32 protein-coding genes are annotated in these 25,654 nt (G+C 71.3%); 14 read left to right on the top strand and 18 right to left on the bottom strand.

The window, feature by feature from the left end; all coding sequences use genetic code 11:
* Window positions 1-36: 36 nt before the first annotated feature.
* Window positions 37-957, bottom strand: a complete 921-nt coding sequence (locus J2X63_RS11080) for an AEC family transporter (RefSeq protein WP_309977019.1) — start codon at window positions 955-957, stop codon at window positions 37-39.
* Window positions 958-1,126: 169 nt separating this feature from the next.
* Between J2X63_RS11080 and J2X63_RS11075 the strand changes: the two genes are divergently transcribed.
* The gene (locus tag J2X63_RS11075; protein ID WP_309977017.1) at window positions 1,127-1,594 is read left to right on the top strand and encodes an aromatic ring-opening dioxygenase LigA; all 468 of its coding nucleotides are present in this window, start codon (window positions 1,127-1,129) and stop codon (window positions 1,592-1,594) included.
* 109 nt (window positions 1,595-1,703) lie between these two features.
* Here the strand turns inward: J2X63_RS11075 and J2X63_RS11070 are convergent, their stop codons facing one another.
* The 7 genes from J2X63_RS11070 to J2X63_RS11040 all read right to left on the bottom strand — a co-directional run bounded on the left by J2X63_RS11070 (window position 1,704) and on the right by J2X63_RS11040 (window position 6,824).
* A complete protein-coding gene (locus tag J2X63_RS11070; RefSeq protein ID WP_309977015.1) occupies window positions 1,704-2,516 on the bottom strand; it encodes a hypothetical protein in 813 nt (270 codons plus the stop codon).
* Between the two features lie 228 nt (window positions 2,517-2,744).
* Window positions 2,745-3,734 (bottom strand): aldo/keto reductase, encoded by a 990-nt coding sequence (locus J2X63_RS11065; RefSeq protein ID WP_309977013.1) that lies wholly within the window; start codon window positions 3,732-3,734, stop codon window positions 2,745-2,747.
* Window positions 3,735-3,815: 81 nt separating this feature from the next.
* Window positions 3,816-4,673 carry a PhzF family phenazine biosynthesis protein gene (locus tag J2X63_RS11060; RefSeq protein WP_309977011.1) on the bottom strand — a complete coding sequence of 286 codons (858 nt, stop codon included), beginning with the start codon at window positions 4,671-4,673 and terminating at the stop codon, window positions 3,816-3,818.
* Window positions 4,674-4,720: 47 nt separating this feature from the next.
* On the bottom strand, window positions 4,721-5,326 hold the full coding sequence (locus tag J2X63_RS11055; RefSeq protein WP_309977009.1) for a hypothetical protein: 606 nt from the start codon (window positions 5,324-5,326) through the stop codon (window positions 4,721-4,723).
* A 139-nt stretch (window positions 5,327-5,465) separates the two neighbouring features.
* The gene (locus tag J2X63_RS11050; protein ID WP_309977007.1) at window positions 5,466-5,906 is read right to left on the bottom strand and encodes a VOC family protein; all 441 of its coding nucleotides are present in this window, start codon (window positions 5,904-5,906) and stop codon (window positions 5,466-5,468) included.
* A gap of 40 nt (window positions 5,907-5,946) precedes the next feature.
* Window positions 5,947-6,420, bottom strand: coding sequence for an SRPBCC family protein (locus J2X63_RS11045; protein ID WP_309977005.1), 474 nt, complete (start codon window positions 6,418-6,420; stop codon window positions 5,947-5,949).
* The gene (locus J2X63_RS11040) at window positions 6,417-6,824 is read right to left on the bottom strand and encodes a metalloregulator ArsR/SmtB family transcription factor (protein ID WP_309977004.1); all 408 of its coding nucleotides are present in this window, start codon (window positions 6,822-6,824) and stop codon (window positions 6,417-6,419) included. Before J2X63_RS11040 ends, J2X63_RS11045 begins: the two co-directional genes overlap by 4 nt.
* Window positions 6,825-6,932: 108 nt before the next feature.
* On the opposite strand from J2X63_RS11040, the gene J2X63_RS11035 reads away from it, so the two are divergent.
* Window positions 6,933-7,463: a GNAT family N-acetyltransferase gene (locus J2X63_RS11035; protein ID WP_309977002.1), complete on the top strand. Its 531-nt coding sequence runs from the start codon at window positions 6,933-6,935 to the stop codon at window positions 7,461-7,463.
* A gap of 81 nt (window positions 7,464-7,544) precedes the next feature.
* Window positions 7,545-7,982: a VOC family protein gene (locus tag J2X63_RS11030; protein WP_309977000.1), complete on the top strand. Its 438-nt coding sequence runs from the start codon at window positions 7,545-7,547 to the stop codon at window positions 7,980-7,982.
* On the opposite strand, the gene J2X63_RS11025 is transcribed toward J2X63_RS11030, so the two are convergent.
* Window positions 7,979-8,416 (bottom strand): MarR family transcriptional regulator, encoded by a 438-nt coding sequence (locus tag J2X63_RS11025; RefSeq protein ID WP_309976998.1) that lies wholly within the window; start codon window positions 8,414-8,416, stop codon window positions 7,979-7,981. The genes J2X63_RS11030 and J2X63_RS11025 overlap by 4 nt on opposite strands.
* 122 nt (window positions 8,417-8,538) lie before the next feature.
* Here J2X63_RS11025 and J2X63_RS11020 point away from each other — a divergent pair, with 122 nt between their 5' ends.
* From J2X63_RS11020 to J2X63_RS11000, 5 genes are all read left to right on the top strand, one after another.
* Window positions 8,539-9,768: an MFS transporter gene (locus J2X63_RS11020; protein WP_309976996.1), complete on the top strand. Its 1,230-nt coding sequence runs from the start codon at window positions 8,539-8,541 to the stop codon at window positions 9,766-9,768.
* Window positions 9,769-9,843: 75 nt separating this feature from the next.
* A complete protein-coding gene (locus J2X63_RS11015) occupies window positions 9,844-10,680 on the top strand; it encodes an aldo/keto reductase (protein WP_309976995.1) in 837 nt (278 codons plus the stop codon).
* Window positions 10,681-10,728: 48 nt separating this feature from the next.
* The gene (locus J2X63_RS11010) at window positions 10,729-11,430 is read left to right on the top strand and encodes a type 1 glutamine amidotransferase domain-containing protein (protein WP_309976994.1); all 702 of its coding nucleotides are present in this window, start codon (window positions 10,729-10,731) and stop codon (window positions 11,428-11,430) included.
* A gap of 98 nt (window positions 11,431-11,528) precedes the next feature.
* On the top strand, window positions 11,529-13,712 hold the full coding sequence (locus J2X63_RS11005) for a glycogen debranching N-terminal domain-containing protein (RefSeq protein WP_309976993.1): 2,184 nt from the start codon (window positions 11,529-11,531) through the stop codon (window positions 13,710-13,712).
* Window positions 13,709-14,827, top strand: a complete 1,119-nt coding sequence (locus J2X63_RS11000) for a glycosyltransferase (protein ID WP_309976992.1) — start codon at window positions 13,709-13,711, stop codon at window positions 14,825-14,827. Before J2X63_RS11005 ends, J2X63_RS11000 begins: the two co-directional genes overlap by 4 nt.
* Before the next feature lie 168 nt (window positions 14,828-14,995).
* Here the strand turns inward: J2X63_RS11000 and J2X63_RS10995 are convergent, their stop codons facing one another.
* The 3 genes from J2X63_RS10995 to J2X63_RS10985 all read right to left on the bottom strand — a co-directional run bounded on the left by J2X63_RS10995 (window position 14,996) and on the right by J2X63_RS10985 (window position 17,202).
* Entirely contained in the window at window positions 14,996-15,202 is a 207-nt protein-coding gene (locus tag J2X63_RS10995; RefSeq protein ID WP_159602901.1) for a cold-shock protein, read from the bottom strand.
* 99 nt (window positions 15,203-15,301) lie between these two features.
* A complete protein-coding gene (locus tag J2X63_RS10990) occupies window positions 15,302-16,255 on the bottom strand; it encodes a fatty acid desaturase family protein (protein ID WP_396133131.1) in 954 nt (317 codons plus the stop codon).
* Between the two features lie 284 nt (window positions 16,256-16,539).
* Window positions 16,540-17,202, bottom strand: a complete 663-nt coding sequence (locus J2X63_RS10985; protein ID WP_309976991.1) for a UdgX family uracil-DNA binding protein — start codon at window positions 17,200-17,202, stop codon at window positions 16,540-16,542.
* 66 nt (window positions 17,203-17,268) lie between these two features.
* On the opposite strand from J2X63_RS10985, the gene J2X63_RS10980 reads away from it, so the two are divergent.
* On the top strand, window positions 17,269-18,141 hold the full coding sequence (locus tag J2X63_RS10980) for an NAD(P)-dependent oxidoreductase (RefSeq protein ID WP_309976990.1): 873 nt from the start codon (window positions 17,269-17,271) through the stop codon (window positions 18,139-18,141).
* Window positions 18,142-18,244: 103 nt separating this feature from the next.
* On the opposite strand, the gene J2X63_RS10975 is transcribed toward J2X63_RS10980, so the two are convergent.
* On the bottom strand, window positions 18,245-18,448 hold the full coding sequence (locus J2X63_RS10975) for a cold-shock protein (protein ID WP_022893782.1): 204 nt from the start codon (window positions 18,446-18,448) through the stop codon (window positions 18,245-18,247).
* Between the two features lie 369 nt (window positions 18,449-18,817).
* Here J2X63_RS10975 and J2X63_RS10970 point away from each other — a divergent pair, with 369 nt between their 5' ends.
* From J2X63_RS10970 to J2X63_RS10955, 4 genes are read left to right on the top strand one after another with little or no spacing between them, the layout of a single operon-like run.
* Entirely contained in the window at window positions 18,818-19,375 is a 558-nt protein-coding gene (locus tag J2X63_RS10970) for a VanZ family protein (protein WP_309976986.1), read from the top strand.
* 4 nt (window positions 19,376-19,379) lie between these two features.
* A complete protein-coding gene (locus J2X63_RS10965) occupies window positions 19,380-20,189 on the top strand; it encodes a sulfite exporter TauE/SafE family protein (RefSeq protein ID WP_309976984.1) in 810 nt (269 codons plus the stop codon).
* A complete protein-coding gene (locus J2X63_RS10960; RefSeq protein WP_309976982.1) occupies window positions 20,186-20,506 on the top strand; it encodes a DUF2510 domain-containing protein in 321 nt (106 codons plus the stop codon). Before J2X63_RS10965 ends, J2X63_RS10960 begins: the two co-directional genes overlap by 4 nt.
* Window positions 20,507-20,515: 9 nt before the next feature.
* Window positions 20,516-20,809 carry a DUF1905 domain-containing protein gene (locus J2X63_RS10955; RefSeq protein ID WP_309976980.1) on the top strand — a complete coding sequence of 98 codons (294 nt, stop codon included), beginning with the start codon at window positions 20,516-20,518 and terminating at the stop codon, window positions 20,807-20,809.
* A 25-nt stretch (window positions 20,810-20,834) separates the two neighbouring features.
* Here J2X63_RS10955 and J2X63_RS10950 read toward each other — a convergent pair whose 3' ends face one another.
* Window positions 20,835-22,076, bottom strand: coding sequence for a DUF6596 domain-containing protein (locus J2X63_RS10950; RefSeq protein WP_309976978.1), 1,242 nt, complete (start codon window positions 22,074-22,076; stop codon window positions 20,835-20,837).
* Window positions 22,077-22,100: 24 nt separating this feature from the next.
* Window positions 22,101-22,475 carry a YciI family protein gene (locus J2X63_RS10945; RefSeq protein WP_309976976.1) on the bottom strand — a complete coding sequence of 125 codons (375 nt, stop codon included), beginning with the start codon at window positions 22,473-22,475 and terminating at the stop codon, window positions 22,101-22,103.
* A 198-nt stretch (window positions 22,476-22,673) separates the two neighbouring features.
* On the opposite strand from J2X63_RS10945, the gene J2X63_RS10940 reads away from it, so the two are divergent.
* A complete protein-coding gene (locus J2X63_RS10940; RefSeq protein WP_309976974.1) occupies window positions 22,674-23,813 on the top strand; it encodes a YbdK family carboxylate-amine ligase in 1,140 nt (379 codons plus the stop codon).
* A 27-nt stretch (window positions 23,814-23,840) separates the two neighbouring features.
* Here the strand turns inward: J2X63_RS10940 and J2X63_RS10935 are convergent, their stop codons facing one another.
* The 3 genes from J2X63_RS10935 to J2X63_RS10925 all read right to left on the bottom strand — a co-directional run bounded on the left by J2X63_RS10935 (window position 23,841) and on the right by J2X63_RS10925 (window position 25,572).
* Complete coding sequence (locus tag J2X63_RS10935; protein WP_309976972.1) at window positions 23,841-24,326, bottom strand: hypothetical protein; 486 nt, start codon at window positions 24,324-24,326, stop codon at window positions 23,841-23,843.
* A 332-nt stretch (window positions 24,327-24,658) separates the two neighbouring features.
* Window positions 24,659-25,243, bottom strand: coding sequence for a hypothetical protein (locus J2X63_RS10930; protein ID WP_309976970.1), 585 nt, complete (start codon window positions 25,241-25,243; stop codon window positions 24,659-24,661).
* A 101-nt stretch (window positions 25,244-25,344) separates the two neighbouring features.
* A complete protein-coding gene (locus J2X63_RS10925; RefSeq protein ID WP_309976968.1) occupies window positions 25,345-25,572 on the bottom strand; it encodes a hypothetical protein in 228 nt (75 codons plus the stop codon).
* Between the last annotated feature and the right edge of the window lie 82 nt (window positions 25,573-25,654).

Below are 25,654 nucleotides of genomic sequence, written 5' to 3'. Positions count from 1 at the left end.
GATCTCCTTCGTTCGCGACCATCCTGCCGCGTCGGGTCAGCCCAGCAGCAACGCCACCGCGAGGAGCACGGGGACCGACCCGATGGTGGTGAGGAACACGGTGTCGCGCGCGACGACCTCGGCCGTCTCGTAGCGCTGCGCGAACACGAAGACGTTCTGCGCGGTCGGCAGCGCCGCGAGCACGGTGACCGCGTAGAGGTCGAGGCCGTCGAGGCCGAACACGAACCGACCGAACGCCCAGGCGGCGACCGGCATGGCGACGAGCTTCAACACGCTGGCGACGAGCACGTCGCGGCGGCCGGTGCCCGGTTCGAGCAGGCGCTGGCCGTGCAGCGACAGGCCGTAGGCGATGAGCATGAGCGGCACGGCCGCATGGCCGATGAGCTCGATCGGCTCGAGCACGATCGGCGGCAGCTCGATTCCCGTGACCGCGACGAGCACCCCGAGGAGGGATCCGACGATGATCGGATTCGTCAGGGTGGATCGCACGATCACCCACGCCGACGTGCGCCCCTCGACCGTCGCGCCGAGCACCGCCAGCGCGAGCGGCGCGAACAGCAGCAGCTGCAGCAGCACGACCGGCGCCGAGTAGGCGGCGTCCCCGAGCATGTACACGGCGATCGGGATGCCGAAGTTGTTGCCGTTCACGTAGCCCGACGCGAGCGAGCCGATCACGGTGCGCGGCAGCCCGCGGCGCCAGAGGATGAGCGACACGAGCGCGAAGACGAGCATCATCGCGATGGCGGCGAGCGCCGACACCGGCAGGAGCGCCGAGAACAGCGACCGAACGTCGGCGGTCGCGAGCACCGAGAACAGCAGGAACGGCGCGAGCACGTTGAAGTTGAGCTTCGCCAGCACCGGCCGGGCGCCCGGCCCGAGCACGCCGACTCGGGCCGCGAGCCAGCCCACGAAGACGGCGAGCGCGATCACCGCGAACCCGGTGAGGATGTCGATCACGCGCGCCGTGCCGGATGCAGTACGGCGGGTGAGCGGCTCATCGCACGAGCCTATCCGTCGCGCCGGACCCTCGGCCCGCAGGTCCGACGAGGCCCTTCCATCCCTCCGACCCCCGCCGGTACGCTGCACGCGTGGGCGGAGGGGCCGCACTGCGAGGGGGAATCAGGCCATGGGGGATCAGATCGACAGCGCGACCGCCGCGAGCACCGAACAGCCGGGTCGAGCCGGCGGACCTTCCCGCTTCGCGGGCATCGTCGGCATCATCGTGGGTGCCTTGATGGTCGTCGGCGGCATCGCGGCGTGGATCGGCGTGACGGTCCAGCTCTCCGAGGAGAACATCACCGTCGCCGAGGACGCGGCGTTCATGCAGGGTGCTCCGGTCACCGACCCGCTGACCGCCTGGGCGCAGGCCGAGGTCATCCAGAAGCACACCCTCGAGTTGACGGGCGGCAAGACGTACGCCGAGCTCGACCAGGACGACCCGCTGCGCGAGACCGCCGCCACCGCCTCCTACCTGCGCACCTCCCTGTTCACCTCGATCGTCGCCTTCGGCGTCGCGCTCCTGGCCGCCGGTACCGGCGTGATCGCGATCCTCTACGGGTGGTCGTTGCTCGCCATCGGGAGGCGGCCGTACTGAGCGGCGAGCGGCGGGTGGCGCCGGAACCGGCGCCGCTTCACCACCGACCGCGTCGGGCGCCCCGAATCAGGAACGCCCGACGCGCTCGCGGTGCTCGCCGTCGCTTCGGCTAGGCGTGGCAGCCCCACCGATAGGTGTCGCCGACGAGGATGGGCACCATCTCCTTGCCGGTGCACGGGCCGCAGTCCTCGTCGCGCGGTGCCGGCGGAAGGCCCGGGTAGAGACTGGCGTCGAAGCCGGACGACTCGGCGGCGGCCGGCGCGGCGGCCGAGCTCCCCCCGCCGGTGCCTCCCGTACCTCCGATGCCTTCGGACTCGAACGCGGACTCGGCCTCCGCTGCCGCTGCAGCTGCGGCGCTCGCGGCAACCCTCGCGGCCTCGGCCGCCGCGGCGGCCTCCGCAGCGATCCGGGCGGCCTCGGCGGCGCGATGCTCGGCGAGCGCGGTCGCGACGACGGCCGCTTCGGCCCTGAGCGCGGCTGCGCGCTCGGCGAGCGACGGCGCGGAACCGCCGAGGCGCGCAGCGGCCAGCAGGCCGTCGCGCAGCGACGAGAGCCCGGCGACCCGGTCGGCGCCGAGCTCGGCACTGGCGGCATCGAGCGTCGCCTGCACCTCCACCGTGGCGTCGGTGGCCAGCGAGGTGGCCGACCGCAGCTGCGCCGCCGCGACGTCGAGGCCGCTCGCGCCGATGCCGACCCGGTCGCCGACGGCGGCCACGGCGGCCGACCTGGCCCGTACGAGTTCGGCGGCGTGGGCGGCCTGCGCCTGATGCACGACGCCCAATGCGACGACCATGAGACCGGCGGCGGCGAGCGCGGCCGTGCGTGCGGCCGGCGTTCGAACGCCCAGCGAGCGCAGCCGCACCCGCGCCGCTCCCGCTCCCGCTCCTGACTGCTCCGAAGTGATGTCCCCCAGTGTGTTCACCCGGCATTCCTTCCATCGATGGGATCGGGGTGCCGATCCATCGCGCGCCACATCGCACGCCGAGGGAATGGGTTCTGGACCGCGCGCCGCAGCACGAAGTTCCGTCGGCCGCTGCTTCGCGCCCGACTCGAGTTTCCGTCAGCCCCCCGCCGACACCCCACGTGTGCAGCGTATCGACTCCGGGGGCCGCTGTGGGAAATCGTTTCCTGATCCCCGGCGCGGCGCCGGTTACCAGCGGGAGTGCACCTGGGCGCGGATCTCGCGGTCGTACAGCCCGCGCACCGACTCGTCGAACCCGGCGGGCAGCTCGAGCGATCCGGCCGCGGCGTTCGCGCGCGCCTGCTCGGGGTTGCGCGCCCCGGGGATGACCGAGCTCACGCCGTCCTGCGCGGCGATCCACGCGAGGGCGACCTGCGCGGCCGAGGCATCCGGTGCGGCCGCCCTCGCCAGCTCGGTGAACTCGCCGGCAGCGCGCACGCCGGTGGCGTAGTCGACGCCCGAGAAGGTCTCGCCGACGTCGAAGGACTCGCCGTGGCGGTTGAAGCTGCGGTGGTCGTTCGCGGCGAACTCCGTGTCGAGCGTGTAGCGGCCCGAGAGCAGCCCGCTCGCGAGCGGCACGCGGGCGATGATGCCGACGCCGGCCTCCCGGGCGGCGGGCAGCACGTCGTCGAGGGGCTTCAGCCGGAACGCGTTGAGGATGATCTGCACGGATGCCACGTGGGGACGCGCGATCGCGGTGAGTGCCTCCTCGACCTTCTCGACGCTGACGCCGTAGTTCGCGATGGCGCCTTCCTCCACGAGGGTGTCGAGCGCGTCGAACACGCGGTCGTCGCCGTAGACGGAGGTGGGCGGGCAGTGCAGCTGCACGAGGTCGAGGGTGTCGACGCCGAGGTTGGCGCGTGAGCGATCGGTCCAGGCGCGGAAGTGCTCGAGGGAGTAGTTCTCGTGCTCCTGCGGCATCCGTCGGCCCATCTTCGTGGCGACGGTGACGCCCGAGTCGGGGTGCTCGCGCAGCCACCGGCCGATGAGCGTCTCGCTGCGGCCGTCGCCGTAGACGTCGGCCGTGTCGAAGAAGGTGACGCCGGCCTCGTGGGCGGCGTCGAGCACGGCGAGCGCGTCGGCCTCGTCGACGTCGCCCCAGTCGGCGCCGAGCTGCCAGGTGCCGAGGCCGATGACCGAGACGGTGCGGCCGGTGCGTCCGAGGGTGCGGGTCTGCATGGGAAACCTCCGAGTTCGCGTGGCGGGTCGAGCACGGGCGACGGATGCCGCGTGGCGCCGCGTTCGAGCCTAGACCCGCCCTCAGCGCATCGGCACGGCGCGACCGCTGACGACGACGCCGCCGTGCTCGGGGATGTCGACCACGAGCTCGCCGGGACGCCCGACGTGCCGCCCCTGCTCGATGCGCACGCGCTGCGGCGGGCGCACCGCGCCGAGGCCGCGAAGGTACCCGCCGACGGCGGCGGCGGCAGACCCCGTGGCGGGGTCCTCGGTGATGCGCCCCACCGGGAAGAGGTTGCGCGCCTCGAACCGCATGACGCCGTCGGGGGCGTCCATCGTGCGATGCAGCACGGTGATGGTCGCAGGCCAGCCCTGCGCGTCCATGAAGGCCCGCACGGCGCCCGGATCGAAGCGGAATCCGTCGAACGCCGCCGGCTCCGTGATGACGATGACCGGGTGCCAGTTGCCGGCGAACGCGAGCCGCGGCGGGTAGCGCTCGTCGAGCTGGGTGCGGTCGACGGCGATGAGCTCGAGCAGCGCGTCGAGCACGAACTCGGGGAAGTGCGCGAGGTCGGTGTCGACGCTCGTGAACGCCGCCCGCGGACCCGACCCGTCGTCGCTCGTGTCGATGACGATCTCGCCGACGGGCGTGTCGAACGTCACCCGGCCGGAGCCCTCGTGCTCGGCGATGACCACGGCGGTCGCGATGGTGGTGTGCCCGCAGAACGGCACCTCGGCGATCGGCGAGAAGAACCGGAGCACCCGGGCGTCGCCGTGGCGCCCGGTGACGAACGCCGTCTCGGCGAAGTCGACCTCTGCGGCGATCCGCTGCATCTCGGCATCGTCGAGTGCGGAGGCGTCGAGCACGATGCCCGCCGGGTTGCCCCCGTCGGGGTCGTCGGTGAACGCCGCGTACCGCAGCACCTCGACCCCGCTCACGACGACCGCCCGCTCATCGCTGCACCCCGCTCATCTCCACCACCCGCTCACGACGCCCGCACCGGCGAGTACCTCGTCGCCGACCAGGGGCCGCCGACCGCGCTGACCTTCGTGTCGCGCCATCCCGCCGAGCGCATCACCGCGCGCACCGCGTTGTCGCCCGGGGCAGTGCTCTCGCGGCCCTTGCCGTGCACGACCCACACATGCGTGCCGATGCCGCACTCGCGGAACCACACCGGCAGCGCGTCGAGCTCGTCGTCGCTGCGCACCACGACCACGACCACGTCGGACTCCCACGGCGGCACCCGCGCCGCCCCGGCGAGCGCGTCGTCGAGCTCGGGCAACGGCAGGTCGCCCCGCACCGCGACGGTCTCCCCCTTCGCCACACCGAGCTTCTCGGCGAGCGTGGGCGGCGGCGTCGTCAGCGCGCGGACCCACGCCGCGGCGGTGCTGCCGAGGCGGAACCGGTAGGTCTCACCATCTGCCACGAACGACACCACGCCGTCGGCGGCCTCGACCTCCGACCACGCCGACCTCGGCACCTGCGCCCGGCGCTCGCCCGAGATCTGCAATCCGGCGGCCTCCAGATGGAGCGTGACCGCCGCCGCACGACCGTGCTCGCCGATCCAGGTCGCCTTCGCCTGCCTCCCCATGCATGAACCCCCCGGTTCATGATCCACGCCGGGCCGGTCGCGCGCAATGCCCCGAGCGTGCACGAGACACGGATGCCGCGGCCGACCCCCTCGCGTGAAGGGACCGGCCGCGGCATCCGCTCGCCGATCGCTGCCGGCGTCAGCCGTCCTGCTCGGCGCCGAACCGCTGCCTGGCCTCGACGGGGATGAGGGGATGCGCGGCGCGGGCCTTGATCTGCTGCACGGCCCACGTGTTGCCGTCGGGGTCGGCGAAGCCGAAGAAGGTGCCGCCGTCGCGCTCGTCGAAGACGGTGATCTCACTGCACTCGACACCGCGGGAGACGAGCTCGTCGCGGGCGGCGGCCGCGTCGGCGACGACGAGCTGGAGGCCCCGCATGGAGCCGGGCGCCATCTCGGTCTGCGCGGGCAGGTCGCCGATCACGATCGAGCAGCCCGACCCTCTCGGAGTGAGCTGCACGACGTGCATGTGCTCGTTGCGGGTGTCGTGGTCGAGCGCGAACCCGACCTGGTCGCGGTAGAACGCGACGGCCCGGTCGATGTCGCTCGACGGGATGAGGACGACCTCGAGCGTCCAGTCCATGGTGTGCTCCGTTCCTGGTGGTCGTGCGGTTCGCGTGCGTTCAGCCGGCGACGAGGGCGTCGAGCCGCTCGTAGCCCTCGCGGAGGCCGGTCTCCATACCGCTGGCGACCATGCCGTCGCGGGCCTCGACCGCGGGGTAGGTAGAGTGGATGCGCAGGCGCGTGCGGCCGTCGCCGAGGTCCTCGAACGCGATGGTCTCGATGGCCACGACGTCGGGCATGCCCTCGAACTCGAAGGTCTGCACGGCGAACTCGTTCTCACGCACCGAGTGGAACGTGCCGTTGAACGCCCACGCGTCGCCGTCGGGCGTGCGGTGCACGTAGCGGTAGCCGCCCTGGGTCGTGAAGTCCCAGCGCTCGATGTCCATCTCGTAGCCCTGCGGGCCGAGCCACTGCCGGACGAGCTCAGGCTCGCGGTGGGCGTTGAACACGGCCTCGACAGGGGCGTCGAAGTCGCGGACGATCTCGATGAAGGGGAGTCCTTCGGGTGCGGTGATGGTGACTGCGTTGGTCATGATTCCGGTTCTTCCTGTGCGGTGCCGGCGCTGTGGCCGGGCTCTGGCGATGCGGCATCCGTGCCGCTGGTGGTGGTGCCGGCGAGCAGCGCGTCGAGCGATCGGAACTGCTGCTCGTGGATCAGCCGGTAGCGGTCGATCCACGCGGTGAGGGCTTCGAGCTGGGCCGACTCGAGGTGCACGGGCCGACGCTGCGCGTCGCGGGTTCGCGAGACGAGCCCGGCGTGCTCGAGCACCTGGATGTGCTTCGAGACGGCCTGCTTGGTGATCTGGAACGGCTCGGCCAGTTCGTTGACCGTGGCCGGTCCGCGGCTGAGGCGGGCGACGATGCGGCGGCGGACCGGGTCGGCCAAGGCCATGAAGGCCCGGTCGAGGCGGTCGTCACTGCTCGGATCGACGATCATCGTGCGCCTCCTCGCCATTCTCGTGATCAACTATTTACTTGATCAACGGGTTGATTGATTACAACGTACGCCTGCCACAAGGACGTGTCAACACGCAGAATCGACTCCATGGATGCCGACACGCCCACGCCGCTGACCGCGCCGCTCTCCGCCCTCGCCTTCCGCCGCGCCACGGTCGACGACCACGCGCGGGTGGTCGCCGCGATCCCCGACTGGTGGGGCCTCCCCGGCACCGAGTCGCTCTGGCGCCTGCTCCCCCGGCTGTTCTTCCAGCACTTCGCCGACACCTCCACGATCGTCGACGATCCCCATGCCGACGGCGGCCTCGCGGCCTTCCTCATCGGCTTCCGCTCGCAGTCGTCACCGGATGCCGCGTACATCCACTTCGTCGGCGTGCGGCCCGACCTCCGCGGGCACGGGCTGGCACGCATCCTCTACGAGCGCTTCTTCGACGAGATGCGGGCGAGCGGATGCCGCCGCGTCGACGCGATCACGGGACCCGGCAATCACCGGTCGCAGGAGTTCCACCGGGCGATGGGCTTCACGGCCACGGGAGACACCGAGGTCGACGGCGTCCTGGCCTGGCGCGACTACGACGGCCCCGGCGAGCACCGCGTCGCGTTCACCCGCCCGATCTGATCCGTTCACGAACGACCCTCGCGTCGCTGCGCGGATCGGAGCAGAATCGGGCGGAGGAACGACGACGATCTGGAGGCCACCATGCCCGTCACGCTCAACCCGTACCTGAACTTCAAGGACAACGCCCGCGAGGCGCTCGAGTTCTACCACTCCGTCTTCGGCGGCGAGCTCAACGTGAGCACCTTCGCCGACTTCCAGTCGGCGGAGGATCCGGCCGACAGCGACCTCGTCATGCACGGCCAGCTCGACGGCCCGGGCCTCACCCTGATGGCCGCCGACACGCCCAAGCACATGGAGTACCGCGAGCCGGCCGGGTTCTCCGTGTCGCTCTCGGGCGACGACGACGCCACCCTGCGCGCCTACTGGGACAAGCTCGCCGACGGCGGCACCGTGCTGCAGCCGCTCGAGGTCGCGCCGTGGGGCGACGCTTTCGGCATGGTGACCGACCGGTTCGGCGTCACCTGGCTGCTGAACATCTCGGGCACCGGTGGTACGACCGGAGCCGACGCGCCCGCCTAGACGGGCGTCAGCGCCTCGACCACGGGGGCCAGCTCGGGCTGCTCCGCCGCGTCGGCGAGCACACGCTCGAGCGCCTCGTCGTGGATGGGCCGTGCCCGCTCGACGAGCGCCCGCCCGGCCGCCGTGAGCTCCGTGTAGATGCCACGGCGGTCGTCGGCGCAGAGCACGCGCGTGAGCAGCATCCGATCCTCGAGGCGATTGACGAGCCGCGTGGTGGCGCTCGGGCTCAACGCGGCCGCGCGGGCGAGCTGCTGCATGCGCATGTGCCAGCCGTGCTGCCTGCTGAGCGCGTCGAGCACCGTGTACTCCACGACCGAGAGGTCGACGGATGCCGCGAGCGCGCGTTCGAGCTCGGACTCGATCATGCCGTGCAGCGCGGCGAGCGTGCGCCAGCCGTGCGCGCGGACCTCGACGGCGTCGTCGGCGATGCCCATGCGATCCTCCTGGTCCGTGAGATAGTTGCTTGCGCTTTCTATTTGCGTGTGCAACCATTGAGCCCGCGTTCGCAATAGCGCGCGTTTGCAACTACTACGACGAGTGTATCGGAGTTCTGCGCATGCCACTCGGCCTTCTCGCCCTCGCCATCGGCGGATTCGGCATCGGCCTCACCGAGTTCGTCATCATGGGCCTGCTGCCCGAGGTGGCCGCCGACTTCGGCGTGACCGAGGCGCAGGCGGGCTGGTTCATCTCGGGCTACGCCCTCGCCGTCGTCGTCGGCGCGCTCGGCCTCACCGCCGCCACGATCAGGCTCCCCCGCAAGCCCGTGCTCATGGGCCTGCTCGTGCTCTTCATCGCCGGCAACGCGATCTCGGCCATGGCCCCCACGTACGAGCTCATGATGACCGGGCGTATCGTCGCCGCCCTCTGCCACGGCGCCTTCTTCGGCATCGGTTCCGTCGTGGCCGCGAGCCTCGTGGCTCCCGACCGCGCGGCCGGAGCCATCGCCATCATGTTCACCGGACTCACGGCCGCGAACGTGCTCGGCGTGCCGCTCGGCACCTTCCTCGGCCAGCAGTACGGCTGGCGGTCGACGTTCTGGGTCATCTCGGCCATCGGCGTCGTCGCGCTCGTGGGCATCGCGACGCTCGTGCCGAAGCCCGCCGCCGGCACGCCGATTCCCAGCCTGCGTCGCGAACTGGGCGCATTCCGGTCGGGCCAGGTCTGGCTCTCGCTCACCGTCACCGTGCTCGGCTTCGGCGGCATGTTCGGTGCGTTCACGTACATCGCCTACACGCTCACCGAGGTGAGCGGCTTCGACTCGGGCGCGGTGCCCTGGCTGCTCGTGCTCTTCGGCGCCGGCCTGGTCGTCGGCAACTGGGTCGGCGGGCGGCTCGCCGACCGCTCCATCGACGGCACCCTGCTCGGCTTCATCGCCGCACTCGTCGTCGTGCTGGCGCTCTTCGCCTGGCTGGCGTGGAGCCCCGTCGCCACGATCGTCCTCCTCGTCGCCATGGGCGCGCTCGGCTTCGGCACCGTGCCCGCCCTGCAGAGCCGCGTCATGCGCTCCGCCGCCGACGCACCCACGCTCGCCTCGGGCGCCAACATCGGCGCGTTCAACCTCGGCAACGCGCTCGGCGCCTGGGCCGGCGGCACCGCGATCGCGGCCGGGCTCGGCTACACGTCGCCGATCTGGGTCGGCGCCGCCATCACCCTGGGCGCGCTCATCGTGATGGTCGTCGCCGCGACGTCGGCGCGGGCCGCGCGGTCGACCCGCTCCGAGCGCGTCGCCGGCCCCGGCGAGCGCGACGCCTCGGCCGACACGCGCCCCGTGGCATCCGTCGCCTGACGCCCGCTCCACCCTCCCCGCCCTGCTCCCACTCCAGCCCTGCTCCCACGCCAGTCCGACCACCGAAAGGAACGCATGACCACCGCGACCGTCCCCACCCTCACCCTGAACAACGGCGTCCGGATGCCGCAGCTCGGCTTCGGCGTCTTCCAGGTGCCGAACGACGAGACGCAGGCCGCGGTCGCCGCCGCCCTCGAGGTCGGCTACCGGAGCATCGACACCGCCGCTGTCTACGGCAACGAGGAGGGCGTCGGGCGTGCCATCGCCGCGTCGGGCCTCACCCGGGACGAGCTGTTCGTCACCTCGAAGGTGTGGAACTCCGACCAGGGCCACGACGACACGCTGCGCGCCTTCGACGCGAGCCTCGCGAAGCTCGGACTCGAGCAGCTCGACCTGTACCTGATCCACTGGCCGACGCCCGACCGCGACCGCTACGTCGACACGTGGCGGGCCCTCGAGCGCCTGGCCGCCGACGGCCGGGTCCGTGCGATCGGCGTCTCGAACTTCGAGCCCGAGCACCTCGACCGCCTCGTCGCCGAGGGCTCGGTCGTGCCCGCGGTGAACCAGGTGGAGCTCCACCCGGCCCTGCAGAATCGGAGGGTCGTCGCTGCGAACGACCGCCTCGGCATCGCGACCGAGGCATGGAGCCCGCTGGCGCAGGGCGCCGTGCTCGACGACCCCGCGATCACCGCGATCGCCGCCGCACACGGTCGTACGCCCGCCCAGGTCGTGCTGCGGTGGCACCTGCAGCAGGGCCGCATCGTGATCCCCAAATCGGTCACCCCGGCCCGCATCGCCGAGAACTTCGACGTGTTCGGCTTCGAGCTCGCGGCATCCGAGCTCGCGGCGATCGACGGCCTCGAGCGCGACGGACGCACCGGCCCGCACCCGGCCGAGTTCCACCGCGCCTGACGCGGGCCCCCCATCCACCACCGCAACGACAGAACGGAAGCACCACCCATGAGCGACATCCTCATGATCGTCACCGCCGCCACCAGCCTCACCATGAAGGACGGTTCCGAGCACCCCACCGGCTTCTGGGCCGAGGAGCTCGTGACCGCCCACCGTGATCTCACGGAGGCCGGACATGCGGTCACCATCGCGACGCCGGGCGGCGTCACGCCGACGGTCGACGCCGTGAGCCTCGATCCCGCCGTCGTCGGCAGCGCCGACACGGTCGAGCAGCTTCGCGGGTACCTCGCGTCGATCGCCGACGAGCTCGCCGCCGCCGTGCCGATCGCCGACGTCGACGCGTCGGCCTACGCCGCCATCGTGCTCCCCGGCGGCCACGGCCCGATGGCCGACCTCGCGTTCGACGCCGCGACGGGACGGGTCCTGATCGCCGCGGACGCGGCGGGCACCATCATCGCGCCGTTCTGCCACGGCCCGGCCGCACTGCTGTCCGCGAAGCTTCCCGACGGCTCGAACGCGTTCGCCGGCCGACGCCTCACCGTCTTCACCGACGAGGAGGAGCGCACCGGCGGAACGGGCGAGAACACGCCGTGGTGGGTGGAGTCGACGCTCCGCGAGGCCGGCGCGACCATCGACTCGGCGGCCCCATGGAGCGACCACGTCGTCGTCGACGGCAACCTCATCTCGGGGCAGAACCCGCAGTCGAGCGCGTCGGTCGCGCGTCGGGTCGTCGAGGGGCTCGCCGCCTGATCGGCACAGGCAGAGAACGCCACGACTGTCAATCCCCTGGCATCCGCCGCACCGCGACGTAGCGTGGGGCCCGGAGCGGACGCGCCCTCCTGGGTATCGTGCGCCCGCTCCGGACGGAGGTCGCGAAGACGATGCCCGGCTGGAACACGGACACCCTTGCGAGCCCGGCGGGAGCCGGGGCGGTCACGATCGTGGAGGGCTCGGCGTTCTGCGTCTCGGCCGCCAACGGCGACATCGTCCCCGAGCTGCCGCACGGCGTCTTCTTCCATGACACGCGCCTCGTCTCGAGGTGGTCGCTGCTCATCGACGGCGATCCCGTCGAGCCGCTCTCGTCGTCGACCCCGCGCCCCTATCGCTCGGTCACCATCGGACGCTCCGGGCACATCCCCGGCCGCGCCGACACCCCCCTGATCGTGGAGCGCGACCGCAAGGTCGACGGCGGGCTGCGGGAGGAGATCACCCTCCGCAGCTATTCGCGCGAACCGATGGCCCTGCGGGTCGAGCTCGTCCTCGAATCCGACTTCGCCGACATCTTCGAGGTGAAGGAGGGCCGTGCCGCCCGACGTCCCCGCCGGGCCAGGCTCGAGGCGCCGGGCGTGGTCCGCGTCGACTCGCCCCGCGACGAACGGCTCGGACTCGTCGTCACCGCGCCGGGCGCCACGTTCGACGGCGACCGGCTCGCCTTCGACGTGGTGCTCGAGGCCCGGGGATCATGGTCGCGCGTCATCCGGCTCGCACCCACGACGCTGCAGGACGAATTCACGATCGGGGGCGACGGCGGCGACGGCGAGTCCGCCGTCCCCGTCGGTCCCGCCCGTCGCTTCCTCGCCTGGCAGTCGCACGTGCCGGTTCCCGACGTCGAGGACGACGCGATCGAGCGCGTGATCCTCCAGAGCCAGGAGGATCTCGGATCGCTGCGGATCTTCGACCCCGCGCATCCCGACCGTCCGGTCGTCGCGGCGGGCGCGCCGTGGTTCATGGCGTTGTTCGGCCGCGACTCGCTGCTCACGGCGATGATGTCCCTGCACGTCGACCCGGAGGTCGCCCTCGGGACACTGCAGACCCTCGCCGAGCTGCAGGGCACCGAGTTCGACGCGGCGTCCGAGGAGCAGCCCGGTCGCATCCTGCACGAGGTGCGGCTCGGCGCCACCACGAACCTCGCCCTCGGGGGCGGCTCGGTGTACTACGGCACGGTCGACGCCACCCCGCTCTTCGTCGTCGTGCTCGGCGAACTGGCGCGGTGGGGCGGCCTGCCCGACGACGCGGACAACCTCATCGACGCGGCCGACCGTGCGCTCGAGTGGATCCTGCGCGACGGCGACCGCGACGGTGACGGCTTCGTCGAGTACGCCCGGCTCAACGAGCACGGCCTCGTGAACCAGGGCTGGAAGGACTCCTGGGACGGCATCACCTTCGCCGACGGCTCCCTCGCGCGCGCGCCCATCGCGTTGTGCGAGGTGCAGGGCTACGTGTACGCGGCGTACGTGGCCCGGGCGGAGCTCGCGGCTGCCCGCGGCGACGAGGACACGGCCGCCCGCTGGTACGAGCGAGCGTCCGTCTTGAAACGGGAGTTCAACGAGGCCTTCTGGCTGCCCGAGCTCGGCTACTTCGCGCTCGCCCTCGACGCCGACAAGCGACCGGTCGACGCGTGCGCCTCGAACATGGGCCACTGCCTGTGGAGCGGCATCGTCGACGACGACAAGGCGGCTGCGGTGGCCGCGCGCCTGCTCTCCGACGAGCTGTTCACCGGGTGGGGCGTGCGCACCCTCGCCTCGGACATGGGCGCCTACAACCCCGCCAGCTACCACAACGGCTCGGTCTGGCCGCACGACAACGCCATCGTGGCCGCCGGACTCATGCGGTACGGATTCGTCGACGAGGCCAATCGGATCGTGCAGGGGATGTTCGAGGCCGCGAGCCGGTTCGGCGGGCGCCTGCCCGAGTTGTTCTGCGGCTTCCCGCGAACGCACTACCCCGAACCGGTCTCGTACCCCGCCTCCTGCTCACCTCAGGCCTGGGCCGCGGCGACGCCCTTCTCGCTGCTCCGGACGACGCTGCGCTTCGACCCCTCGGTGCCCACGGGCGACGTCTGGCTCTCGCCCACCACGTCGGCCGGATTCGGCGACATCCACCTGCGCAACGTGCCGTTCGCCGGAACGCGCATCTCGATCGATGCGTCGCGTCGCGGCGCCTCCGTGGTCGGTCTCCCGGCCGGCCTCACCCTGCACCCCGAGCCGCGTCCCGCCGTGGTCCCGGTGCCCGTTCGAAGGAACCCGACATGAGAATCGGCATCATCGCTCCGCCGTGGATTCCCATCCCACCCGACGCCTACGGCGGCATCGAGTCGTTCATCGACGTGCTCGCAAGGGCGCTCGTCGATGCCGGACAGGACGTGCTGCTCGCAGCGTCGAGCGACAGCACGAGTCCGGTGCCCCGGCTTCCGGGCTTCGAGGCATCCGACCCCGCGAAGATGGGCGTGACCTCCCACGAGCTGCAACACCTCCTCCGGGCGTTCGCGGGGCTCGCGGAGGTCGACGTGATCCTCGACAACACGCTCGCGGGACCGATCCTGGCGCGGTTCGCGACGACGCTCCCCGTGGTCACCGTCGCCCACGGCCCGCTCATCCCCATCGAGCAGGAGCTCTACTGCGCGGCCTCGCCCGACGTGGTGTTCGTGGCGATCTCCCACAACCAGGCCTCGCTCGCCGGACCCGTTCCGATCCGCCGCGTGATCCACCACGGCATCCAGGTCGAGGACGTGCCGGTCGGCCCTGGCGGCGACAGCGCATGCTTCGTTGGCAGGATGCATCCGTCCAAGGGCATCCCCGAGGCCATCGAGGCCGCGGCCATCGCCGGGATCCCCCTGCGGATCGCCGCCAAGATGCAGGAGCAAGCCGAGGAGGAGTACTTCCAGGAGGTGGTCAAGCCCATGCTCGGGTCGCGCGCGGAGTACCTGGGCGAGCTGTCCGCCGAGGAGAAGTACGAGCTGATGGGCAACTCGTGCGTGCTGCTGAACCCGATCCAGTGGGACGAGCCGTTCGGACTCGTGATGATCGAGGCGATGGCAACGGGCACGCCGGTCGTCGCCACGCCTCGTGGTTCGGTCGGCGAGATCGTGGAGGAGGGGCGCACCGGCTTCATCCGCTCCGATCCCGCGCAGCTGGCGCTCGCCCTGGCGGAAGTGCCGACACTCGACCGTGCGTCGTGCCGCGAGGCCGTCGAGACCCGGTTCAGTTCGCACCGCATGGCGGGTGACTACATCGAGCTGTTCGAGGAGCTCGTCCGCCAGCGCCGGCCGAGCGAGCGAACCGGGGCCGCGCGGGCCGCAGCGGTGACCATGCCGGACGGGTCGCCTTCGTCGTCGGGCGTCGGCGGTTCGTCGATGCGTTCCGGCTAGACGGCCGCCTCCCACGCGGCTCAGTCGACGAGCTCGAAGAGCCGGCTCTCCTCGCCTGGAACGAAAGCGAGCGGATGCCGCGCCATGCGCCTCACGGGGAGGCGCCGGCGTGCGGCATCCGCTCGTCGATCACGCGGCGCGAAGGCCGCGGATCAGGGGTGCGAGAACTTAACCGATGACGGTGATGTTCTCGGCCTGCAGGCCCTTGGGGCCGCGGGCGGTCTCGAATTCGACCTTCTGGTTCTCCTCGAGCGAGCGGTATCCGCCGGACGCGATCGCGCTGAAGTGCGCGAAGACGTCGGCCGAGCCGTCATCCGGGGCGATGAAGCCGAAGCCCTTGTCGGCGTTGAACCACTTGACGGTTCCGGTAGCCATATTCTTTTCCTTCTGTAAAGCCGAGCCGCCGGAGCGGCTGCGACGTGCACGACCTCAGGTCGTGCGGGGTTCCGCCGGCGAAATCCACCGACGGAAGTCTCAGACCCGACGGAACTGATTCACCATCGGGCAGTCGAACGGGTCGCGTGCGGCGAGGCCGACGCGATTGAGGTACTCGATGACGATGCCGTACGACTTCAGGATCGTCGTCTCGGTGTACGGCACGTCGAGCGTGCGGGCGTGCTCGCGCACGATCTCGCGGGCCTTGGCCAGGTGCGGTCGCGGCATGTTCGGGAACAGGTGGTGCTCCACCTGGTAGTTGAGGCCGCCGAAGAGCACGCTCGCCCAGAAGCCGCCCGAGACGTTGCGCGAGGTGAGCACCTGCTTCGAGAAGAAGTCGAGCTTCGCGTCGGCCGGGATGATCGGCATGCCCTTGTGGTTCGGGGCGAACGACGCGCCCATGTAGATGCCGAAGACGGCCAGCTGCACGCCGATGAAGGCGAAGGCCATGCCGAGCGGCAGCATCCAGAAGATCGCGCCGAAGTAGATCGCGAACCGCACCGCGATGAGGCTGAGTTCGACGCCGCGGCCCTTCACGGGACCGCGGTCGAACAGGGTGCGGATGGAGGTGAAGTGCAGGTTGACGCCCTCGAGGGTGAGCAGGGGGAAGAACAGGTATCCCTGCTTGCGCGTGATGAGCGCCATGAGCCCGCGCTGCTTGGCGGCGTCGGCCTCGACGAACGAGATCGTGTCGAACTCGATGTCGGGGTCCTTGCCGATCTTGTTCGGATTGGCGTGGTGCCGCGTGTGCTTCGTCATCCACCAGGCGTAGCTGATGCCGACGACGCCGGCGGCGATGCCGCGGCCGAGCCGGTCGTTCGCCGGGCCGGACTCCAGCACCTGCCGGTGGGAGGCCTCATGGGCGAGGAACGCGAACTGCGTGAAAATCAGGCCGAGCGCGCCCGCGATGAGCAACTGGAACCACGAATCGCCGAGCAGGATGAACCCGGCGATCGCGCCGCCGAGGGCGACGAGCAGGATGCCGATGAGCATGAGGTAGAACCAGCGAGTGCGATTCAGGAGGCCGGACTCGCGAACGACCCGGGAGAGTGCCGTGAAGCTCCGCGTGATGTCAGCGGAACCGGTGCGGGGCTTCGTCGCCCGTACCGCACCGAGGGTTTCGGTGTGAGAGATGTGAGTACGTCCCAGCTGGTCGTCGACTTCCCAGCCGGGGTTCGCGGGTAGACCACCCGCTGTAGATGTCCCCACTCTAAGGGCAGCGGATGGGAAGGCGCTGTGAATTCTCCATCATATGCCGCAATCGGTATGAGCTCGCGTCAGAGGACGTCACCGGCCGTGTCGGCCGCGGTGCGCAGGTCCTCGACGAGCGCCTCGAACGCCGCCGTGCGATCGGCGGCGTCCTCGATGCGCAGCAGCGCCGACGGATGCGTCGTCACGAGCACCGGCGCCGGCAGCGCGGATGCTCCGCCCGCGGCATCGGGCGGCAGCACCCGGCCGCGCACCTCGCCGATGCGCACGGTGCGTCCGAGCACCGACCTTGCGGCGGTCGCGCCGAGGGCGACGACGACCGACGGCTGCACCGCTTCGAACTCCGCCTCGAGCCAGGGCCGGCACGCGACGATGTGCGCCACCGACGGCTTCTCGTGGATGCGCCGCTTGCCGCGCAGCCGGAACCGGAAGTGCTTCACCGCGTTGGTGACGTAGACGCGGTCGCGGGGGATGCCCGCGGCGTCGACCGCGTCAGCGAGCAGGCGCCCCGCCGGACCGACGAACGGCTCGCCCTCGAGGTCCTCGCGATCGCCGGGCTGCTCGCCGACGAGCATGAGGGGAGCGCCCTCACGGCCGCGCGAGAAGACGACCTGCGTGGCGTCGCGCCAGAGCTCGCAACCGCGGCAGTCGGGGGCGGCGCGGCGGAGCTCGTCGACGGGAGCGCCCTCGGGCACCCATGCGTCGGCTCCTGGACGCTCCACGTCGGCCATGCAGGCGAGCGTACGAGTCGACTGGCCTCGGCGGCAGGGGGTTGCACGCGGTGCGAGACTGGAGGCATGCGCATCGCCGTCACCGGAGGGTCGGGCAAGCTCGGCCGCACCGTCGTCCGCACGCTTCGCGACGAGGGCCACGAGGTCGTGAACCTCGACCAGCAGGGGGACCGCGCGCACGTCACGCGCGTCGACCTCACCGACTACGGCCAGGTGATCGACGCCATCGCCGGCGTGGACGACCGTCACGACGGCGTCGAGGCGATCGTGCACCTCGGCGCGATCCCGGCGCCCGGCATCCTCAGCGACGTGGCGACCTTCCACAACAACATGCTGTCGACGTTCAACGTGTTCCAGGCGGCCCGGCGCCTCGGCATCACCCGGGTCGTGTACGCCTCGAGCGAGACCGTGCTCGGCCTGCCGTTCGACGTGCCACCGCCATACATTCCGGTCGACGAGGAGTACCCGGCGCTACCCGAGAGCACATACTCGCTCGTGAAGCACCTCGAGGAGCAGATGGCCATCGAGTTCGTGCGCTGGAACCCCGAGCTGTCGATCACGGCGCTCCGCTTCTCGAACGTCATGGATCCTGCCGACTACGTGGACTTCCCCTCGTTCGACGCCGACCCGAGGCTGCGCAAGTGGAATCTCTGGGGCTACGTCGACGGGCGCGACGGAGCACAGGCGGTCAGCCTGGCGCTGGCCAAGGCGTGGCCCGGCTTCGACCGGTTCATCATCGCCGCGGCCGACACGGTCATGTCGCGCCCGAACGCAGAGCTCGTCGCCGAGGTCTTCCCGGATGTCCCGTTGCACGGTGATCTCGGCGTGCACGACACCCTGCTCTCGATCGACAAGGCCCGGCGGGTGCTCGGCTACGAGCCGCGCCACTCATGGCGCGATGAGGTGGGGGATGCCGCGGCATCCGTTCGTCCCAGCTGACAGGCAGCGCGAACCGCCGCGCTGACGCGGAGCCCGGGTCGACCCGAGGAAGACGAACGCCCCCGCCAGCCGGAGCTGACGGGGGCGTCCTGAGAGCCGAGACCTAGAGGCCGCGGATGTTCTCAGCCTGCAGGCCCTTGGGGCCCTGTGCGACCTCGAACTCGACCTTCTGGCCCTCTTCGAGCGAACGGTAGCCGTTGCCCGAGATGGCGCTGAAGTGTGCGAAGACGTCGGCGCTGCCGTCGTCGGGAGCGATGAAGCCGAAGCCCTTTTCGGCGTTGAACCACTTGACGGTTCCGGTTGCCATACTGCTGTCCTTCTGTCCTATGGGCCGCTGAGTGCGGGCCCGATGCGATCGGGGTCGATCGCGTCCCCGACGACACGGTGCCGCCGAAGCTGGGGGCGAGGGGCGGGTGTGCGCTCAGGCATCCGCCGTCTCGTATCGGGTCATGCCACGCGGATCGTGCCGCCTCCGGGCAATCAGGTGGAGGCGCGGGCGTCTGCCCGCTTGATGGAGGAATCGTTGAGCCTACCCTAGTAGGCCGCGCGCGCGAGCGCACCAGTCCGCGACCGGATCGTGACCTGAGATGACGGAATTCCAGTTGACGCGCCGACGATCAGCGGACATGCGGGGTGGTGCCAGCCCGCTCATAGGCGAGCACACCAGACTGGAGCGGTGAACCGCCGCCCCCTGCGATTCGTCGCCCTCGCCTACGCCGCCGTCGTGCTGTGGGCGACCGTCGGCCCAGCGCCGTGGCGCACGAGCGGCAACCAGCTCGAGGGCGGCATCCTGAACCCCGACGCGTGGACGGCCCCCGTCACGTGGACCACCGGCTACCTGTCGGAGATGGCGTTCAACGTGGCGATGTTCGTCCCGGTCGGGCTGCTCGCCGCGCTGCTCGTCCCGCGTCGGCGCTGGCCGTTGGCACTGCTCGCCGGGTTCGCGTTCACCGCGGTCATCGAACTCGTGCAGGTGCCCGAGCCCGATCGCATCTCCGATCCGCGAGACCTCGTCATGAACACCGGGGGCGCCGTGCTCGGTGTGCTGCTCGTGCTCACGGCCCGCATGGTGCGCCGCTCGGTCGCCGTGGCGGCCGTGCCCATCCGCACGCCGGCGGACGACGCGATGTCGTCGTCGGGTGCGGCCACGGCGACGGATGCCCCGGTGCCGGCCTCGTTCGACGCGGCGGCCTCGGCGGGCGAGCTCGTCGGCTCTCCCTCGCGGATACAGTAGGCGGGTGACCTCCCCCGACACGCCCGCCGTTCGCGCGCGCTCCTGGTGGGTGCGTCTCGCACTGATCGGGGCGGCCGGCGGGCTGCTCTCGGGGGCGTTCGGCGTCGGCGGCGGCATCCTCATGGTCCCGCTCCTCATCACCTTCGCCGGCATGGACCAGCGTCGTGCGTCGGCCACCTCGCTCGCCGCGATCGTGCCCGCCGCGATCGCCGGCTCGATCACCTACTTCGCGAACGGTGAGATCGACCTCGTGGTCGCCCTCATCGTCGCCGTCGGCGGCATCGTCGGGTCGTGGATCGGCACGTGGATGCTGCGCCGGCTGGCCCTTGGCTGGCTGCGCTGGCTCTTCGTGGCCCTGCTCATCGCCGTTGCCGTGCGCATGCTGCTCGTCGCACCAGTGCGCGGCGACCGCATCGAGCTCGACGTGCTGCCCGTCATCGGCATGGTCGCGCTCGGCCTCGTGGTCGGCATCGCGTCGGGCCTCTTCGGTGTCGGCGGGGGCATCATCATGGTGCCCGCGTTCGTGGCGTTCTTCGGCATGAGCGACCTCGTGGCCAAGGGCACGTCGCTCGCGGTGATGATCCCGACCGCCGTGAGCGGCACCGTGTCGAACGCGCGAGCCGGCATCGTCGACCTGCGGGTCGGGCTGGCGGTGGGCATCCCGGCGACGATCGCCTCGTTCGGCGGCGTCGCGATCGCATTCCTCCTCTCCCCCGAGTGGTCGGCGCGCCTGTTCGCGGCGCTCATGGTCGTCGCCGCGGTGCAGCTCGCGGTGCGCGCCATCCGCCTCCAGCGGAAGGGGGCAGCGGCGTGACCGCTGGGCCCGCAGGCGTCGCCGGCTGGTACGACGACGAGACGGATGCCGCGCTGCTGCGCTACTGGGATGGGCGGCGCTGGACTCCCCACACGGCCGCCAAGCCGCACGAGCCGCGTGGCACAGCCGACCTCTTCGACCTCTTCGCGGACTCGGCGATGCCGAAGCACACCGTGCTCGAGCACACCGACATGCCCGAGCACACCACCGTGTTCGAGCACACGAGCGTGCTGGAGCAGACCACCGAGCCCCTTGCGCCCGCACCCGACGCGCGCCGAACGCCGCGACGGCCCTGGCGCGTCGGTTGGCGCCGGTAGCATCCGACCATGCGATTCCGCTTCACCGCGCCACTCTGGGAGTGGGGCGCCCAGGGCGGCTGGTTCTTCGTGACCGTCCCCGAGGAGTTCGCCGCCGACATCCGCGAGGTGCCGCGCGTGCCCCGCGGCTTCGGAGCGGTGCGGGTGCGGGTCACGGTGGGTTCGACCAGCTGGTCGACGTCGATCTTCCCCGACTCGAAGCGAGGCAGCTACGTGCTCCCCCTGAAGAAGGCGGTGCGCACCGCCGAGGGCATCGGCGAGGGCGACGACGTCGACGTGCGGCTCGAGGTGGTCGACGCATGAACGGCTGCGCCGAACGGCGCGCCCCTCAGCGGACCTGACGCAGCGACTCGGCCTTCGCGGCGAGGTAGCGCTGCTCGGGGCCGTTGCGCGCGCGGCGCGCGGCCTCGGCGAACGCCAGCGACGCGGCATCCGTGCGTTCCGAACGCTCGAGGAGGTGCGCACGTACCGCCCAGGTGCGGTGGTGGTCGGCGAGCGCCGACCCGGCGCCGTCTCCGCCGGACTCGGCCCGGTCGAGGGCGGCGAGGCCCGATTCGGGACCTTCGACCATGGCCAGGGCGACGATGCGTCCGAGGGTCACCATCGGTCCGGGCGTCAGGCGTCCGAGGAGGTCGTAGAGGCCGAGGATCTCGACCCAGTCGGTCGCCTCCGTCGACGGCGCCTCATCGTGCACCGCCGCGATCGCCGCCTGCAACTGGTAGGGGCCGATGGGCGCGCGGTCGAGCACGTGCGTGACGAGATCGACGCCCTCGTGGATCGTCGCGCGGTCCCAACGCGACCGTTCCTGGTCGTCGAGCGGCACGAGCGCACCCGCCGCGTCGGTGCGCGCGGCCCTGCGGGCGTCGGTGAGGAGCATGAGGGCGAGCAGCCCGGTGGTCTCTCCCGAGGCATCCGGATCGGTGGCGTGGAGTTGCCTGGTGAGCCGGATCGCCTCCGCAGACAGGTCCACGCGAGCGAGCGCCTCGCCCGAGCTGGCGGTGTGCCCCTCGGTGAAGATGAGGTAGAGCACGTTGCGGAGGGCGACCAGCCTGTCCTCGAGCTCGTCGGGCTGCGGCATCCGGAACGCCTCGCCGCTCGAGCGGATGCGCGCCTTCGCCCGCGAGATGCGCTGGGCGACGGTGGCCTCGGGCACGAGCAGGGCGCGGGCGATCTCGGCGGTGGTGAGTCCACCGACCGCACGCAGGGTGAGCGCGACCTGCGCCGGCCGGGTGAGCGCGGGGTGGCAGCACAGGAGGAACAGCGTGAGGGTGTCGTCGACCGCGGGAACTCCGGGCGTTCCGCCGAGCGGCGGCTCGAGCTCGACGGCGAGGGCCTCACGGCGCCGGCGAGCGACATCCGACCGCACCTGGTCGATGTAGCGGCGCGACGCGACCCGCACGAGCCAGGCTCGCGGGCTGTCGGGCACCCCCTCGCGAGGCCAGGCATCGGATGCCGCGACGAGGGCCTCCTGCATGGCGTCCTCGCACGCCGCGAAGTCGCCGTAGCGGCGCACGAGCACTGCGAGCGCCGACGGTGCGGCGTCTCGCAGTGCCCGGACGGCGTCGCTCACGGCATCGCGGAGGTGCCGGCGACCTCAGAGGTCGCCGCCACCCGTCATCTCGAGCACCGGGCGCACCTCGATGAGCCCGAACCGGGCCTCGGGGAAGCATGAGGCGATCTCGACCGCGCGCGACTCGTCGTCGACGTCGACGAGGTAGAAGCCCGCGAGGAGCTCCTTCGTCTCGGCGAAGGGCCCGTCGCTCGCCACGGTGCCGGCCTCGTCGTTGGTGACGCGCTTGGCGAGCGAGATGTCGGCGAGCGCCTCGCTCGCGACGAGCTCGCCACGCGAGGCCAGCTCGCCGCTGATCGCCTGGTAGGAGGCGTAGCCCTCGACCTGCTGCTCGGGCGTGAAGCTCTCCCACACCGCGCGCGACTCGGGGTTGCTGTAGATCTGGATGAGGTACTTCATCGGAAATCGCTCCTTCGATCGTTCGTCATCGTCGTTCGTTCGGGAGGCGGACCGCGCTCCCACCAGTATGTCGAGGCTGCGCGCCGTTTCTCGACATGGTGCCGCTACTCGGCGTCCCCCGGTTTCGCGCGGGCTTGACAGGCGGTCCGGCCGCGGAGAGAGTTCGATGGGGGCTTCCCGTCGAAGGGTAGGGCGCACATGCGGACGTTCGGTGTCGAAGAGGAGTTCCAGTTCCTCGATCCCGAGACCCTGCGTCCGGCGAACGTCGGGGCGGCGGTCTTCGAGCGGCTCTCGCAGGAGCCCGACTGGGCGGGCGTGACCCACAAGGAGTTCCTCGCGTCACAGGTCGAGCACGCGTCATCCGTGTTCACGACGCTCGACGAGGCGCGCGCGGCGCTCCTCGGGTTCCGCCACCGCGTCGCCGATCACGCGGCCGACTTCGGCGTCGTGGGTGCGAGTCTCGGCACCGCGCCCGAGACCACGCCGTTCCCCGACATCACCGAGAGCGAGCGCTATGCGCGCATCGTCCGCGACCTCGGCGGCCTGATCGCCGACCATCAGGTGAGCGGCCTGCACGTGCACGTGGGCGTGCCCGACCGCGAGGCCGGCGTCATCGCGCTCAACGCGGCGCGGCCCTGGATGCCGCTGCTCACCGCGATCGGCACCAACTCACCGCTGTGGCGCGGCCATGACACGGGCTTCGACAGCTGGCGCACCGTGCTGATGCGCCGGTGGACCACGGCCGGATGCCCGCCCTCGTTCCTCGACGCCGCGGACTACGACCGCCGCACCCGCCAGCTGCTCGGCATCGGGGGCACGGCCGACCTTGCGCTCATCTCGTGGGACGTGCGGCTCTCGGAGCACCTGCCGACCATCGAGTTCCGCATGGGTGACGCACAGCTCGACGCCGAGAGCACCCTGCTGATCACGGCGCTCTCGCGCGCCCTCGTGTCGCACGCGCTCGAGGCACCCGGTGCGACGGATGCCGCGGCGACGGCCTCGGCGGATGTGCCGCCCGAGCTGCTCAGCGCGGCCGTGTTCCACTCGGCGCACCACGGGATGCGGGGCGAGGTCTTCGATCCGCTGTCGGGCGCCCTCGCACCCGCGGCGGACGCGCTGCGCGGGTTCGTGCGCCTGCTCGAGCCGCAGTTGACCGAGGCCGGCGATCTCGACGTGGTGCGCGCCTCGGTGGAGCGGCTCCTGCGCGACGGCACCGGCGCGATGCGGCAGCGGGCCGCCTTCGAGGCCGACGGCATGGCGGGGGTGCGGCGACTGCTCGATGCGTCGATCGTCGCCGACCGGCACCGCAACGGCGAGCCGTCGGCCGCGGCCCGGTAGCCGGGACGAGCTGGTCAGTCGGCCCGGTCAGCAACCGGGCCCGTCGGGGTTCGCGTTGCAGTCGCCCTGCGTCAGGACCGTGTCGAACTCGCCGACGAGCACCCGCTGCGGTGCGCCCGCCACGGTGAGTGTGCCGGCGATGGCGCGCCACGGTGAGCCGGCGAACCGGTACTCGGCGCGCAGGGTCGCTGCGACGTCGACCGTGTACTCGCCGGACGTCGCGTAGACGTGGCTCGTCGCCGTCTCGGTGAACTCGCCCTGACCGAGCGCCGCCCAGGTCGCGCCCGGGGTCGCGCTGTCGACGACGGCCCCGTCGCTGTGGCTCCACCGGTACCCGATCGGCGTGAACCGTACGTCGGCCGGCTGCCCGAGCAGCGTGCCGGACACGACCTGCACGGATGCCGCGGCCACGAAGTTCGCCGGCAGGCCCTCGACCGCCCATCCGGCGGGCTCCATGCCGTTGCCGGGCGCAGCGGGCCGGAACGACGCGATGTCGCGCAGGGTCACCACCACGGGCGCCGCCGCGGGCTCCTGCGGGACGGTCGGGTCGACGGCGCACAGCGCGATGTTCGAGGGGCTGCAGTTCGCGGGCGGGGCCGGAGCTGCGGGCGCGGGTGCAGCGTCGCCGCCCTCGTGCTGTGCGTCAGAGTTTTCGCCAGAACGGCCATTACCCGGGCCGGCCCCGCCCGTCGATGTCGTGCTCTCTCCAGACAACTCGACATCGCCGAGGTTTGGGTTCATGACGCTCTTCGCGGCACAGGTGCCGGTCAGCACTTGTTCCTTGGAACACATCTCATCCGCCTCAGCGGGCGTCGCCACACTGACGAGGACGACTGATACAGCGATCAACCAAGGCAGAAATTGTCGCGAGCCCACAATTCCCTCTTACTCACCAGAAGCGATGTTGCGTCGCCTTCGAGAACGACTGTGTATGGGACATCGACGACTCGGCCGTCGACCACCATCGAGCTTCCGCTCGCGTCGAGAACGTCAAGATCTCGAAGGTCGTCACAGACGTACACGGTCACTTGAGCCAGCCCCTCAGCAACATCGTTGGACTGGAGGTCGTTGACTCGAAATCGTATCGATCCCGTGGTTCGGAGTCCTTCAGCTTGAAACTCCGAGGCTGCATCGATTTCCTCTGCAAGGGCGGCCCCCGTAGCCACCGTCTCAAGTCGCTCGGGGTCACTTCCCCCATCACTGGTCACGGCGGTGGAGACCTCGAGGAATCGCTCATAAGCCGCCTCGGCGGCGGCCAGCGCCTCCTCGTCGGTGGCGAAGATCGGGTCCGCGGCGGCAGACGAGGCGGGAGCGGCGGTGGGGACCGGGGCCCCGGTGCATCCGGTCACGGCCAGCAGCGTCACCCCCGCGATCGCGGCCAGCGCGCCCGCGCGAAGTCGCACGCGGAGGGGGGCGGGTGACTCGGGCATGGCGTCGAGCCTAAGCGAGCAGTCGGTGCGGGCGGGTCGTTATCCACAGCGGCACGGGCGCCCGGGACGGTGCACCCGCGACGAGCGAGGGCGAGCGCGCCTCAGCTCATGAGATCGCGCACGAGCTCGCCCCACTCGAAGCCGCACTCGCGGCAGTCGAACAGCGGGTCTTCGTGGGCGAACGCGTCGGCCGCGGCATCCGTCGACTCGATCTCGACGACCGCGTGGAAGGACGAGGTGACGACGACGCGAACCGTGGTCGACCCGCAGCGCGGGCACGGCTCGTCGAGCACATCGTGCGCGACGCTGGTCTGCAGCTGGTTCCTCATGGCGCCCACGGTACGCCGCGCCGCCGACATCGCCGGGCGCACACGCGCGGTGCAGACGAGTGGCAGCAAGGGCTTTCACATC

It is taken from the genome of Agromyces sp. 3263, assembly GCF_031456545.1.
In the GTDB taxonomy this organism is placed as follows: domain Bacteria; phylum Actinomycetota; class Actinomycetes; order Actinomycetales; family Microbacteriaceae; genus Agromyces.
The sequence above is the reverse complement of the archived record's forward strand: the minus strand, read 5'-3'. Positions and strand labels throughout refer to the sequence as shown.